The organism is Shinella sp. HZN7 (assembly GCF_001652565.1).
GTDB lineage: Bacteria > Pseudomonadota > Alphaproteobacteria > Rhizobiales > Rhizobiaceae > Shinella > Shinella granuli.
The window spans coordinates 4,511,438-4,524,068 of record NZ_CP015736.1 but is presented as its reverse complement, the minus strand read 5'-3'; the positions used below and the strand labels follow the sequence as shown (position 1 = coordinate 4,524,068).

The following is a 12,631-nucleotide window of genomic DNA, read 5'->3' as shown; positions in this document are numbered from 1 at the left end:
GCGAAACCCGTCCGACGTTGCGGCAAGCGGAACCGTTGCATTGATCCACCGCCTTCTCCTCTTGCGTCATCCTCGGGCTTGACCCGAGGATCCACCCGCCCGGCGCAACACACGTTACTTCGCCGCTGCAAGGCCCGGGTCGCCCTGCTTCTCGAAGGTCTGGACCTCCTTGTTGTAATAGGTCCCGTCATCGGCCTTGGCCACTTCGCGCAGGTAGATGTTCTGCGTGATGTGGCGGCTTTCCGCATCGATCGTCACCGGCCCGCGCGGGCTTTCCCAGGAAAGGCCCTTGACGGCCTCGACCGCCTTGGCCGCATCCGGTTCGCCGCCCGTCGCCTCGATCATCTTGTAGATGACATGCATGCCGTCATAGGCGCCGACCGCGGGGAAGGAGAGCTCCGCCGGATCGCCGATCGCCTTGCCGGCGGCCTCGACGAAGCTCTTGTTCTCCGCCGAATCGTGCGAGACGGCATAGTGGAAGGTGGTCGTGAGACCCAGCGCCGCCTCGCCGAGCGCCGGCAGGTCGGATTCCTGCGTCAGGTCGCCGGGGGCGAAGAACTTGACGCCGCCGGCTTTCAGGCCGTTCTCGTTGAAGGCCTTGACGAAGCCGAGCGTCGTCGGGCCCGAGGGCAGGAAGGCGAAGACGCCCTCGGCGCCCGAATCCTTGATGCGCTGCATGATCGGCGAGAAATCGTTGGTCTGGAGCGGCATGCGGATCGCCTCGACGATCTCGCCGCCCGCCGCCTCGAATCCGGCCTTGAAGGCGGCCTCCGCATCGACGCCCGGGCCGTAGTCGCTGACGACGGAAATGACCTTCCTGGTGCCGCCGTCGAAGGCGACCTTGGCGATCGGCGTCGAGGTCTGCCAGGTGGTGAAGGAGGTGCGCACCACATAGGGGCTCTTGGTGACGATGGCGGAGGTCGCCGCGTTCATCACCACCATGGGCACGTTCGCCTGTTCGAGCAGCGGGGTCGCGGCCATGGCATCCGGCGTGAAGTAGAATCCGGCCAGGTACTGCACGCCTTCCTTGACGACGAGCTCCTGCGACAGCGCCTTGGACTGGGCCGGATCGGCGCTCGGGATGTCGCGGTAGATCACCTCGATCGTATCGTCGCCGACCGTGTTGCCGTTCAGCGCCATATAGGCGTCGATGCCCGCCTTGAAGTTCTTGCCCTGCAGCGCGAAGGGGCCGGAGAACGGCCCGACGACACCGACCTTGATCGTATCGGCATGGGCGACGCCGCCCATCAGCACAGCCGCCAACGCGGCGATCGCGACATGTTTCATGTTTTCCTCCCTGAAAGGCCGGTCTCCCGCCGGTGCCCGATCCTGTCCAAAACTGGATTTTTGTCAGATTGACAGATGAAACGGTAATGTAAAATGAAAAAGTATGGCCATTTCATAACTTAGGAGTTATTAAAATACCTCAAGTCACACCCAGCCGGCGAAGCGACGACAGCAGCGTGTCGGCAAGGCGAAGGGCAGCGCCGGCGGCGGCCACCATCTGCGGCAGGATCAGCCATTCGAGCGTCCAGGCCGCGCCGGAACGCTCCTGCTCGTGCACCATCGCCTGCGCCAGCCCGCCGAGCTGCGCCGCGTTGAAGCGGGCAAGCGTGACCAGAACTTCGGCGGCGACCGGGTTCTGCTTGTGCGGCATGGCGGAGGAACCCCCACCGCCGGCGAGTACGATCTCGTCGCCCCGGTCAGCCATCAGGGCGACGTCCTGCCCGATCTTGCCGAGGCTGCCGGTGATGCCGGAAAGGAGGGCGGCCAGATCCAGGATGCGGTCCCGCTGGCTATGCCATTGCGGGACATCGGCAAGGCCGAGCTTGCGGGCAAGCGCGGCGCGCACGGCCGGTGCTCTTCCGCCCAGTTTCTCCAGCGTGCCCGCCGCGCCGCCGAACTGCACGGCAAGCCCCTCCTCCATCAGGCCCGCCAAGCGCGTGCGATGGCGCTCCAGCGGCGCGCGCCAGGCGCCGACGCGGTCCGCCACGGTGATGGGGATGGCGGCCTGCATGCGGGTGCGCCCCATCAGCTCCCGGTCGCCGAAGGACGCGGCGAGGCCATCGAGCACGCCAGCCAGCCCCCCAGCCGTTTCTCAAGAACGGGCAAGACGCGGGAGAGGCGCAGCATCAGCCCGCTGTCGACGACATCCTGGCTGGTCGCGCCGACATGCACATGCCGGCCATGCGGCTCGCCGACGGCGGCGCGGAGCTGGCGAACGAAATCGGGCACCACCACGCCGTCACGGGCGGTGGCGGTCCTGAGACTCGCGACATCGGGCGAGAAACGGTGCGCGGCCGCCTCGATCGCCCCGGCCGCGTCCGCCGGGATGACGCCCGCCTCCGCCTCGGCCTTGGCCAGCGCCACCTCGAAGGCCAGCATGGCCTCGAGTTCCGCCGCGACGGAAAACAGCGCCGCCACCGCCTCGTCGCCGAGGAGGCCGGAGAGATAGGGGTGGTCGAAGGGCGAAACGGTCATGGGGCGCTCTTTTGCGATGGGAAGCGCGTGGATCCTCGGGTCAAGCCCGAGGATGACGGAGGGGAGGAGAGGTCACGGGCCTCATGAACGATGCCGCATGCGGCGCCGTCGGTTTGACTGCAAACCTCTCTTCTTTCGTCATCCTCGGGCCTGACCCGAGGATCCATGCGGCAGGTGACGAGCTTAACACACAGCCTAGATATCGAAGAACACCGTTTCCTTCTCGCCCTGCAGGTGGATGTCGAAGCGGTAGCCGTCGCCGTCCGCCGCCGCGATCAGCGTCGGCACGCGCACGCGGTGCTCGATGCGGGCGAGCACCGGGTCCTCGGCATTGGCCGCCGCCTCGTCGCCGAAATAGAGGCGCGTGTTGAGGCCGAGATTGATGCCGCGGGCGACGATCCACAACGAGATGTGCGGCGCCATCAGGCGGCCGTCCCTGAAGGGCACGCGGCCGGGCTTGATGGTCTCGAAGCGGTATTCGCCGGTCTCTCCGTCGGTGGCCGCACGGCCCCAGCCGGAAAAATTGGGATCGGCGCTGCCGCGCAGCTCCGAGGGGCTGTTGTAGAGGCCCGCCGCATCCGCCTGCCAGATCTCGATCAACGCGTCCTTCAGCGGCGTGCCGGTGCCGTCGAGCACCCGGCCGGTGATGGTGATGCGCCGCCCGAGCGTCCTGTCGTTCACCATGGTCGTGCCGAGATCGCTCTCGTAGACGCCGGTGATGCCGCAAAAATTCGGCGTGAGGCCGATATGGACATAGGGCCCCGCCGTCTGCGAGGCGCTTTCCTTGAGGTAGCCGAGCGGTTGCACCATCAGTTGCCCTCCATCCGGTTCTCGAAAAGCGTCGAGCGTCGGCCGCGCAGCACGATGTCGAACTTGTAGGCGCGTGCATCCATGGGGATCGTGTTGCCCCAGTCGAGCGCGGCGACCAGTTGCTCGATGGCCGCCCTGTCCGGGATCGTCTGCACGATGGGACATTTCCAGATCATCGGGTCGCCCTCGAAATACATCTGCGTGATCAGCCGCTGGGCGAAACCGTGGCCGAAGACGGAGAAATGGATATGCGCCGGGCGCCAGTCGTTGACGCCGTTCGGCCAGGGATAGGGCCCGGGCTTGACGGTTCGGAAGGCATAGTGGCCGTCCGCATCGGTGATAGTGCGCCCGCAGCCGCCGAAATTCGGATCGAGCGGGGCGAGGTAGCTTTCCTTCTTGTGGCGGTAGCGCCCGCCGGCATTGGCCTGCCAGAATTCGAGCAGCGCGCCCGCCACCGGCCGCGCCCGCTCGTCGAGCACCCGGCCGTGCACGATGATGCGCTCGCCGATCGCGCTTTCGCCGGGTTTCGCGAAATTGTGGATCAGGTCGTTGTCGAGCTCGCCCAGGATGGAATGGCCGAAGACCGGGCCGGTGATCTCCGAGACCGTGCCGTCGAGCGAGAGCAAGGCCTTCTGCGGCGAGCGCAGCACCGAGGTCTTGTAGCCCGGCGTCAGGCCCGGCGGGTGCCAGAGGCGATCGCGGGAGAAGAAGGCGCCCGTTTCGGGCTTGCGATTGGAAAGGTCCGTCATGGTTCCCTCAGGCCGCCTTTTCGGCGTCCATGTCCTCGAAGACGTGCTTGGCGATCCTGATCGCCCGGTTGGCCGCCGGCACGCCGGCATAGATCGCCACATGCAGGAGCGCCTCGGCGATATCCTCGCGGCTGGCGCCGGTATTGACGGTGGCGCGCACATGCATCGCCACCTCCTCGTCATGGCCGAGCGCGGCAAGCAGCGCGATCGTCACCATGGAGCGCTCGCGCTTCGTCCAGCCGGGCCGCGACCAGACCGTGCCCCAGGCCGCTTCCGTGATCAGCTCCTGGAAGGGCTGGTCGAAGGCGGTGGCGCCGGAGGAGGCGCGGTCGACATGGCTGTCGCCGAGCACCGCGCGGCGGGTCACCATGCCCTGGCGGTAGCGGTCGGAAAAGGTATGGGCGTCAGCCATGGGGCTCGTCTCCGGCAGGTAGGGTGGCAATGAAGGCGCGGATCATCTCCGTCAGCATTTCCGGCTGCTCGACGCAGGGAATGTGCCCGGCATCCTTGATGACCTCGTAGCGGGCGCCGGGAATGAGCTTTGCCATGGACAGCACGACATCCGGCGGCGTCGAGCCGTCCTGGTCGCCGACGACGCAGAGCGTCGGCACGGTGAGGCGTTCCGTCGAATGGGTGAGGTCGGCATCGCGCAGCGCCGCGCAGGTGGCGGCATAGCCGACGGCGGACTGGCGGGTGAGCATGTTGCGGTAGCCGTGATAGGCGGCGTTTTCCGGACGGCGGAAAGCGGGCGTGAACCAGCGCTCCAGGACGGCATCGGCAAGGCTTTCGATACCCTTCGCCTCGACGCTTTCGATGCGCGCGTTCCACATCTCGGCCGTGCCGATCTTGTGCGCTGTGTCGCAGAGCACCAGCGCCCGGACGAGATCCGGCCGCTTCGCCGCAAGCCCCTGCGCGATCATGCCGCCGACGGAAAGGCCGCAGATGACGGCGTCCTTCACGTCGAGCCGGTCGAGCAGCGCGGCGAGGTCGAGGACGTGGTCGTCGATCGAATAGGGCACCTGGCCGAGATCGGACAGGCCATGGCCGCGCTTGTCATAGGTGACGATCGGAAAGTCGCCGGCAAGGCGCACGACGACGTCGCGCCAGATGCGGAAGTCGGTGCCGAGCGAATTGGCAAAGACGATCACCGGCCGGCCCGCCGGCCCGCCGATCAGCTGATGATGCAAGATGACGTCGTTGACGGTTGCGAACTGCACTTCTGTCTCCTCCCGTTTCTGCAGATTGGCTCCTTGATCTGGTTAGGTAAAATGATATTTCATGCCGTTTCGTTAACTTGAGGGTTATGAAAGCCGTGATCGACAGCCGCATCAAGTTCCGCCATCTACAGACCTTTGTCGAGGTGGCCCGCCAGAGAAGCGTGATGAAGGCGGCGGAGATCCTGCATGTCAGCCAGCCCGCCGTGACGAAGACGATCCGCGAGCTGGAGGAGGTTCTCGGCGTCGCCGTCTTCGAGCGCGAGGGGCGCGGCATCAAGATCACCCGGCATGGCGAGGTCTTCCTCAAGCATGCCGGCGCGGTGCTGGCGGCGCTCCGGCAGGGCTTCGATTCGGTCTCGCAGGCGCTTTCCGGCGATGCCCCGCCGATCCGCATCGGCGCCCTGCCGACCGTCTCCACGCGCATCATGCCGAAGGCGATGGCACTGTTCCTCGCGGAGGAGACGGGCGCGCGCATCAAGATCGTCACGGGCGAGAATGCGGTTCTCCTGGAACAACTGCGCGTCGGGGACCTCGACCTCGTCGTCGGGCGCCTTGCCGCGCCGGAGAAGATGGCCGGCTTCTCCTTCGAACATCTCTATTCGGAAAAGGTGGTCTTCTGCGTGCGCGCCGGCCATCCGCTGCTTGCCGGCGGCTCGGCCTTTGCCGGGCTCGACGCCTATCCCGTGCTGATGCCGACGCGCGCCTCGATCATCCGGCCCTTCGTCGAAAGCTTCCTGATCGCCAACGGCATCGCGGGCCTTCCGAACCAGATCGAGACCGTGTCCGACGCCTTCGGCCGCGCCTTCGTGCGCGAGAGCGATGCGATCTGGATCATCTCCGAAGGGGTCGTGGCGGCGGATATCGCCGATGGCGCGCTCGCGGCCCTGCCGATCGACACGAGCGGCACGAAGGGCCCTGTCGGCCTCACCATGCGCACCGACGCCGTGCCGTCCATGCCGCTGTCGATCCTCATCCAGACCATCCGCGAGGTGGCAGGCAAGGTATCGCCCGCGGCTTGAGCCCTTCGCCCCTCGGCCAGAGGGTTCGCCACAATCGCGAGCGCAAAGCCGCTTCGCGCTTTCGCTGGAATTGCTCTAGGAAGGGTGCATGACAAGCGAACTCGCCCCTTTCCGCACCGCGATCGTCGCGCTTCATCCCGATCTTGCGGATGCCGCCTTCCGGCTGCTGCCGGGCGGCTGGCATTCGCGTGCGGTGGCAGTGGACGAGCGCCGCGTCTTCAAGTTCCCGCAGGGCGAGGCGGCGGAGCGGGCGCTGCGCCGCGAGGCCTCCATCCTCGCCGCCATCCGCCCGCACCTTGCGATGCGCGTTCCGGACCTTCGCCTCCACGAGGGCGCGCCGCTCTTTTCCGAACACGCGATCATCCCTGGCGACCACCTGGAAACGGCACACTACGAGACGCTGCCGGAGCCGGCGCGAGGGGCGCTCGGCGAGGCGCTCGCCCGCTTCTATGCGCAGTTGCACGCCCTCCCCCGCCCACTGATGGAAGCGGCCGGCGCGCGGCCGGTCGAGCGCTGGCTGGATGCCGATGCCATCGCGGCAAGGGTCCTGCCGCTGCTGCCGGAAGACCTCCTTGGCTTTGCGAACGAAACCCTTTCCGGCTGGCGCGCGCTTCCGCCGGATCCCCATGGCGAAACCTACGGCTTCTTCGACGGCCACGGCTGGAACATGGCCTTCGACCACGCCGCCGGACGGCTCAACGGCATCTACGATTTCGCCGATTCCGGTTTCGGCCCGCTGCATCAGGACTTCATCTACACGAACTTCATCAGCCCCGACCTCACCGCCCGGATCGCGGACGGCTACGAGCGGCTGACGGACCGGACGCTCGATCGTGGCCGCATCCACCTCTTGACCGGCGTGCACCGGCTCTGGGAACTTGCGGCTCTTGCCGAGGCGCCGGAGCACCATGCGGCGATGATCGCCTCCGTCGCCGCCTGGGCGGCGCGTCAGTAGGGCAGGCCCACATAGTTTTCCGCCAGCACCGTTTCGGCCGCGCGGGAATGGGTGAGATAGTCGAGCTCGGCTTCCTGGATCTTCTGGTCGAAATCGCCGGTCCCGGGAAAGCGGTGCAGCATGCTCGTCATCCACCAGGAGAAGCGCACGGCCTTCCAGACCCGGGCGAGCGCCCTTGCCGAATAGGCGTCAAGGCCGGCCCCGGAGCGCTCCCGGTAGTGCTCCAGCAGGCCCGAGAAGAGATAGTGCACGTCGCTTGCCGCAAGGTTCAGCCCCTTGGCGCCCGTCGGCGGCACGATATGGGCGGCATCGCCGACGAGGAACAGCCGGCCGAACCGCATCGGCTCGGCGACGAAGGAGCGCAGCGGCGCGATCGACGTCTCGAAGCTCGGCCCGGTGACCAGCGCCTCGCCGTGATGGGCGGGAAGGCGGCGGCGCAGCTCGTCCCAGAAGCGCGCATCGGGCCAGGCCTCGATCCTCTCGTCGAGCGCGCACTGGAGATAGTAGCGGCTGCGGGTCGGCGAGCGCATGGAACACAGGGCGAAGCCGCGCGGATGGTTGGCATAGACCAGCTCCTCGCTGACCGGCGGCACCTCGGCGAGAAGGCCGAGCCAGCCGAAGGGATAGACCTTCTCGAAGGTGCGGATCGCCTGTTCCGGCACGGCCTTGCGGCTGGCGCCGTGGAAGCCGTCGCAGCCGGCGATGAAGTCGCAGTCGATCCGGTGGGTGGCGCCGTCCTTCTCGTAGGTGACGTAGGGCGCCGCGCCGTCGAAGGCACAGGGCGTGACATTCGCCGCTTCGTGGATGGTCAGCCGGCCGTCGGCCTCCCGCTGCTCGATGAGGTCGCGCGTCAGCTCCGTCTGGCCATAGACCATGACGCGCTTGCCGCCGGTGAGATCGAAAAGGTCGATGCGGTGGTCGCGGCCGTCGAAGGCGAGCGAGAAGCCGTCATGCGGCAGGCCCTCGGCATGCATGCGCGCCCCGACGCCGGCCTTGTCGAGCAGCGCGACCGTGCCCTCCTCCAGCACGCCGGCCCGCACGCGGCCGAGGATATGCGCACGGCTCGACCGGTCGAGGATCGCCGTCTCGATGCCGGCATTGCCGAGCAGTTGGCCGAGCAACAGGCCCGACGGACCCGACCCGATGATGACGACCTGAACGCGCATGGTGTCCTCCCGAACTGGCATTGCGCAAATTGTCGGCGGGAAGGGCGGCGCCGGGCAATGGACGGATCGGCCATGAACTTGTACAAATCGAACATCGCAAGACAGCGGCACCAGGATGAAGCGACCGGCCCCGACCTACGATCTCTATGGCGAAAAGGCCGGCAACGGGCCGGATTTCTGGTTGCATTGCGAGACGATCCCCTCGCGCAGCAGCCTGCATCGCTATGAGATCGGCCTGCACCGGCACGAGAGCTTCTTCCAGATCCTGTATATTTCCGCCGGTTCGGGCGATGCGCTGTTCGAGGACCGGCGCTTGACGCTGGCCCCGCCCGCCATCGCCACGGTGCCGCCCGGGCTCGACCACGGCTTCCGGTTTTCCCGCGATGTCGACGGCTATGTCTTCACCCTGCTCGCCTCGCATCTGCGCCTTGCCGGCGAGGCCGGGCGCTTCGTTTCCGAGCCGCGCGTGACGCCGCTCGATCCCGGCGATGCGGACGGCGCCTTCCTGCTTTCGACGCTCGGTCGGCTTGCCGCCGAGTGGACGACGCGGCGAAGCGGGCGCACCGACCTGATGCAGGCCTATCTGGTTTCGGTGCTGACGCTTGCCGCACGGCTCTGGAGCCGGGGCGAGACGGCAGACGACGCCGGCGAGGCGGCACGGCGCATGGAGCACCTCAACGGCCTGATCCAGCAGCATTTCCGCGGCCAGAAGCCGGCCGGCTTCTATGCCGGCGAACTCGGCATCTCGCCGACGCATCTCAACCGCATCGTCAAGGCCGCGACGGGCCTGACGGCCCACGCCTATATCGGCCGCAAGCTGATCGACGAGGCGAAGCGCGAACTCGTCTTCACCGAGGCGCCGGCGCAGGAGATCGCGCTTGGCCTCGGTTTTGCCGACCCCGCCTATTTTTCCCGCTACTTCCTGCGCGAGACGGGCGAGACGCCGCGCGCCTGGCGGCTGCGGGAACGGGCGCGGCTTTCCGCTCAGGCGTCGGAATAGCGCTCCTCGGCCCAGGGGTCGCCGCGCATGTGATAGCCGTTGCGCTCCCAGAAACCCGCCTGGTCACCGGGCAGGAAATCGATGCGGGTCAGCCACTTGGCGCTCTTCCAGAAATAGAGATGCGGCACGACGAGGCGCATCGGCCCGCCATGCTCGACGGAAAGCGGCCGGCCCTCCCAATGGGTGGCGAGGATGGCGTCCTCGACGGCGAAATCGGCAAGCGGCAGGTTTGTCGTATAGCCGTCATAGCTCGTCAGCATGACGAAATTCGCCTCCGGCCGCGGCATGACGCGGTCGAGCAGGTCGCGGGTGGCGACGCCTTCCCAGCGGTTGTCGTAGCGCGACCAGGTGGTCACGCAATGGATATCGGAAAGTCTTTGGCTCTGCGGCAGCGCCAGGAACTCCGCCCAGCCGAAGGATTGCGGGTTTTCCGCGCCGCCCTTCACACCGAGCCGCCAGCTTTCCGGGCGGATCACCGGCTGCTGGCCGAGATCGAGCACCGGCCAGTTCGTCACGAGATGCTGGCCCGGCGGCAGGCGGTCGGTCCCGGGCCGGGAAACACGCCCCGTGAGGAACCTGCCCTCGTCCGCCCAGCGGCGTTTCGTGCGGGTGAGCTTGCTGTCGTCGTCGCGCATGGCGGCCTCCTGCTGCAGTGCAAAAGGTGGGGCCGCGCCCTTGCGTCTGTCAAGATCGGCACCCGGCAAGCCCGGTTGGCACATCCGCGCAAGGGCAGCCCCGAAACGCTGCGCACGTTTGCCGGCAATGCTCCAGCTTCTGGCTTTTACCGCATTATCCAACGCCGAAGCGGCATCGCTTCGGCCGGAAATGCGTTAGGCGAGCACCGGCCGCAGCGCCGCCTGCACCTCGCGCATTGCCGGCAGGTAGCGCGTCACCATGTCCTCCGCCGAGGCATGGGCCGCCGGGGCGCCGATATTGAGCGCGGCGACGACGCGGCCACGGGCATTTTCCAGCGGCACGGCGATGGAACGCAGCCCGATCTCCAGCTCCTGGTCGATCAGCGCGAAACCGTTCTGCCGCACCCTGGCAAATTCCTCCATCAGCGCCTCCGGCTCCGTCTTCGTGTAGGGGGTGTTCGCCTTGCGGTCGGAGGCCTCGACGATCGCCCGCGCCTCCGCTTCCGGAAGCGCCGCCAGGAGCACGCGGCCCATCGAGGCGCAATAGGCCGGCAGGCGCGAGCCCGGCGTCAGGTTGATCGACATGACCCGCTTCTGCGCCGCCCGCGCCACATAGACGATCTCCACCCCGTCCAGCACGGAAACGGAGGCGCTCTGGCCGACTTTCTCCGAGAGCTGGTCGAGATAGGGCTGCACCAGCCGCGGCAGGGGCGTCGCCGAGAGATAGGCATGGCCAAGACGCAGGATCTTCGGCGTCAGCTCGAAGAACTTGCCGTCATAGGCGGCATAACCGAGCTCGGCCAGCGTCAGCAGGCAGCGCCGCGCCGTCGCCCGGTCGAGGCCGGTCTCCTTGGAGACATCCGTGATGGTGAGGCGGGGCTTCACCTCCCCGAAGGCCTCGATGACCGCCAGCCCCTTGGCGAACCCGCCGACGAAATCCGTTTCCCGCATTGCTGTCTCCTCATCGGCCGGCCGGCTCGGCTTGTGCAGGCCGCGATGCCGCCGCCGTTCTGCCTCCGCCCTTTCCTCCGCTCAAGGCCGAGGAGCGTGGGGTGAGCGACGGACCGCATCCGTAACTTCCTTGCCCATTTTGTGCGTTATTTGAACAAAAGTCAAATATCGCACAAAATGATTGCCGGTTTTCCCGTTTGGATTTACCTCTGCTGCCGACAACGGGAGATTTTGCATGGACAAGACCCTCAACAGTCTGGCGGAGGCCGTATCGGGCATCGGCGATGGCGCCACTGTCATGATCGGCGGTTTCGGCGGCTCGGGCGCGCCGATCGAACTGATCCACGCCCTGATCGACAGGGGGCCGAAGAACCTCACCGTCATCAACAACAATGCCGGCAACGGCCGCATCGGCATCGCCGCGATGATCGACGCGGGCATGGTCAGGAAGATGATCTGCTCCTTCCCACGCTCCACCGATCCACGCGCCTTCACGGACAAGTATCTTGCCGGCGAGATCGAGCTGGAGCTGGTGCCGCAGGGCACGCTCGCCGAGCGCATCCGCGCCGGCGGCGCCGGCATCCCCGCCTTCTACACGCCGACGAGCTACGGCACGGAGCTCGCCAAGGGCAAGCCGGTCGCCGAGTTCGACGGTCGCATGTATGTGCAGGAACGCTGGCTGAAGGCGGATGTCGCGCTGATCAAGGCGCATGTCGGCGATATCAACGGCAACCTCACCTACAACAAGGCCGCCCGCAATTTCAGCCCGCTGATGTGCATGGCGGCGGCCAAGACCATCGTGCAGGTGAGCCGGCTGGTGAAACCCGGCGGCATCGACCCGGAACAGGTCGTCACCCCCGGCATCTTCGTCGACGGCGTCATCGAAGTCGCAGATCCCAAGCAGGAAGAAGACCTCATCCGCGCAGGAGTGGCCTACGCATGACTATCGACACCCGCGAAGACATAAAACTCTCCAACGCCCAGATCGCCTGGCGCGCCGCGCAGGACATCTTCGACGGCGCCTATGTGAACCTCGGCATCGGCTTTCCCGAAATGGTCGCCCGCTACCAGCCGGAAGGCCGCGCGGCGATCTTCCATACGGAGAACGGCATCCTCGATTTCGGCGAGGCGCCGCCCGAAGGCGAGGAGGACTGGGACCTGATCAATGCCGGCAAGAAGGCCGTGACGCTGAAGCCGGGCTCGGCCTTCTTCCACCATGCCGACAGCTTCGCCATGGTGCGCGGCGGCCATCTCGACGTCGCCATCCTCGGCGCCTACCAGGTGGCGGAAAACGGCGACCTCGCCAACTGGCGCGTCGGCTCCAAGGGCGTGCCCGCCGTCGGCGGGGCGATGGATCTCGTACACGGCGCGAAACAGGTGGTGGTCATCACCGAGCACGTCACCAGGAACGGCGAGCCGAAGCTGGTCGAGCGCTGCACCTTTCCGCTGACGGGCGTCGGCTGCATCACCCGCATCTATACCAGCCATGCCGTCGTCGACGTCGAGGGCGGACGCTTCGTGCTGCGCGAGAAGCTGCTGGGCATGACGTTCGAGGAGTTGCAGGCGATGACCGGCGCCAAGCTGCATGTCGACGGCGATATCGCCGATCTCGTCGTGCCGGAACTCTGAAACATTGCGCAATTCCGGA

Annotated in this window: 13 protein-coding genes and 1 pseudogene; 5 read left to right on the top strand and 9 right to left on the bottom strand. The window is 66.9% G+C overall.

What is annotated here, in order from left to right; all coding sequences use genetic code 11:
- Positions 1–114: 114 nt before the first annotated feature.
- The 6 genes and pseudogenes from shn_RS21680 to pcaD form a co-directional block, all read right to left on the bottom strand.
- The gene (locus shn_RS21680; RefSeq protein ID WP_064332249.1) at positions 115–1,287 is read right to left on the bottom strand and encodes an ABC transporter substrate-binding protein; all 1,173 of its coding nucleotides are present in this window, start codon (positions 1,285–1,287) and stop codon (positions 115–117) included.
- A gap of 139 nt (positions 1,288–1,426) precedes the next feature.
- Positions 1,427–2,481, bottom strand: a pseudogene (locus shn_RS21675) (3-carboxy-cis,cis-muconate cycloisomerase).
- Between the two features lie 195 nt (positions 2,482–2,676).
- Positions 2,677–3,291, bottom strand: coding sequence for a protocatechuate 3,4-dioxygenase subunit alpha (gene pcaG / locus shn_RS21670; protein WP_064332248.1), 615 nt, complete (start codon positions 3,289–3,291; stop codon positions 2,677–2,679).
- The gene (gene pcaH, locus shn_RS21665; RefSeq protein ID WP_064332247.1) at positions 3,291–4,040 is read right to left on the bottom strand and encodes a protocatechuate 3,4-dioxygenase subunit beta; all 750 of its coding nucleotides are present in this window, start codon (positions 4,038–4,040) and stop codon (positions 3,291–3,293) included. The genes pcaG and pcaH overlap by 1 nt, the downstream gene beginning before the upstream one ends.
- A gap of 7 nt (positions 4,041–4,047) precedes the next feature.
- Entirely contained in the window at positions 4,048–4,452 is a 405-nt protein-coding gene (pcaC, locus tag shn_RS21660) for a 4-carboxymuconolactone decarboxylase (RefSeq protein ID WP_064332246.1), read from the bottom strand.
- Positions 4,445–5,257 (bottom strand): 3-oxoadipate enol-lactonase, encoded by an 813-nt coding sequence (gene pcaD, locus shn_RS21655; RefSeq protein ID WP_064332245.1) that lies wholly within the window; start codon positions 5,255–5,257, stop codon positions 4,445–4,447. The genes pcaC and pcaD overlap by 8 nt, the downstream gene beginning before the upstream one ends.
- A 95-nt stretch (positions 5,258–5,352) precedes the next feature.
- On the opposite strand from pcaD, the gene pcaQ reads away from it, so the two are divergent.
- Positions 5,353–6,276 (top strand): pca operon transcription factor PcaQ, encoded by a 924-nt coding sequence (gene pcaQ, locus shn_RS21650; protein ID WP_064332737.1) that lies wholly within the window; start codon positions 5,353–5,355, stop codon positions 6,274–6,276.
- Positions 6,277–6,364: 88 nt separating this feature from the next.
- Complete coding sequence (locus shn_RS21645; protein ID WP_064332244.1) at positions 6,365–7,231, top strand: aminoglycoside phosphotransferase family protein; 867 nt, start codon at positions 6,365–6,367, stop codon at positions 7,229–7,231.
- On the opposite strand, the gene pobA is transcribed toward shn_RS21645, so the two are convergent.
- Positions 7,225–8,397: a 4-hydroxybenzoate 3-monooxygenase gene (gene pobA / locus shn_RS21640; RefSeq protein ID WP_064332243.1), complete on the bottom strand. Its 1,173-nt coding sequence runs from the start codon at positions 8,395–8,397 to the stop codon at positions 7,225–7,227. The genes shn_RS21645 and pobA overlap by 7 nt on opposite strands.
- 115 nt (positions 8,398–8,512) lie before the next feature.
- Here pobA and shn_RS21635 point away from each other — a divergent pair, with 115 nt between their 5' ends.
- Positions 8,513–9,397, top strand: coding sequence for a helix-turn-helix domain-containing protein (locus shn_RS21635; protein ID WP_064332242.1), 885 nt, complete (start codon positions 8,513–8,515; stop codon positions 9,395–9,397).
- Here shn_RS21635 and shn_RS21630 read toward each other — a convergent pair.
- The gene (locus tag shn_RS21630) at positions 9,382–10,032 is read right to left on the bottom strand and encodes a sulfite oxidase-like oxidoreductase (protein ID WP_064332241.1); all 651 of its coding nucleotides are present in this window, start codon (positions 10,030–10,032) and stop codon (positions 9,382–9,384) included. The two genes, shn_RS21635 and shn_RS21630, sit on opposite strands and share 16 nt — an antisense overlap.
- 195 nt (positions 10,033–10,227) lie before the next feature.
- A complete protein-coding gene (locus shn_RS21625) occupies positions 10,228–10,983 on the bottom strand; it encodes an IclR family transcriptional regulator (protein ID WP_064332240.1) in 756 nt (251 codons plus the stop codon).
- 235 nt (positions 10,984–11,218) lie between these two features.
- Between shn_RS21625 and shn_RS21620 the strand changes: the two genes are divergently transcribed.
- On the top strand, positions 11,219–11,926 hold the full coding sequence (locus shn_RS21620) for a 3-oxoacid CoA-transferase subunit A (protein ID WP_064332239.1): 708 nt from the start codon (positions 11,219–11,221) through the stop codon (positions 11,924–11,926).
- Complete coding sequence (locus shn_RS21615) at positions 11,923–12,612, top strand: CoA transferase subunit B (RefSeq protein WP_064332238.1); 690 nt, start codon at positions 11,923–11,925, stop codon at positions 12,610–12,612. The genes shn_RS21620 and shn_RS21615 overlap by 4 nt, the downstream gene beginning before the upstream one ends.
- Positions 12,613–12,631: the final 19 nt, after the last annotated feature.

What these genes read in the sequence shown, in the direction of transcription:
- shn_RS21680 (WP_064332249.1), bottom strand. Translation starts at nt 1,287, where the DNA reads ATGAAACATGTCGCGATCGCCGCGTTGGCGGCTGTGCTGATGGGCGGC.
- pcaG (WP_064332248.1), bottom strand. Translation starts at nt 3,291, where the DNA reads ATGGTGCAACCGCTCGGCTACCTCAAGGAAAGCGCCTCGCAGACGGCG.
- pcaH (WP_064332247.1), bottom strand. Translation starts at nt 4,040, where the DNA reads ATGACGGACCTTTCCAATCGCAAGCCCGAAACGGGCGCCTTCTTCTCC.
- pcaC (WP_064332246.1), bottom strand. Translation starts at nt 4,452, where the DNA reads ATGGCTGACGCCCATACCTTTTCCGACCGCTACCGCCAGGGCATGGTG.
- shn_RS21645 (WP_064332244.1), top strand. Translation starts at nt 6,365, where the DNA reads ATGACAAGCGAACTCGCCCCTTTCCGCACCGCGATCGTCGCGCTTCAT.
- pobA (WP_064332243.1), bottom strand. Translation starts at nt 8,397, where the DNA reads ATGCGCGTTCAGGTCGTCATCATCGGGTCGGGTCCGTCGGGCCTGTTG.
- shn_RS21635 (WP_064332242.1), top strand. Translation starts at nt 8,513, where the DNA reads ATGAAGCGACCGGCCCCGACCTACGATCTCTATGGCGAAAAGGCCGGC.
- shn_RS21630 (WP_064332241.1), bottom strand. Translation starts at nt 10,032, where the DNA reads ATGCGCGACGACGACAGCAAGCTCACCCGCACGAAACGCCGCTGGGCG.
- shn_RS21625 (WP_064332240.1), bottom strand. Translation starts at nt 10,983, where the DNA reads ATGCGGGAAACGGATTTCGTCGGCGGGTTCGCCAAGGGGCTGGCGGTC.
- shn_RS21620 (WP_064332239.1), top strand. Translation starts at nt 11,219, where the DNA reads ATGGACAAGACCCTCAACAGTCTGGCGGAGGCCGTATCGGGCATCGGC.
- shn_RS21615 (WP_064332238.1), top strand. Translation starts at nt 11,923, where the DNA reads ATGACTATCGACACCCGCGAAGACATAAAACTCTCCAACGCCCAGATC.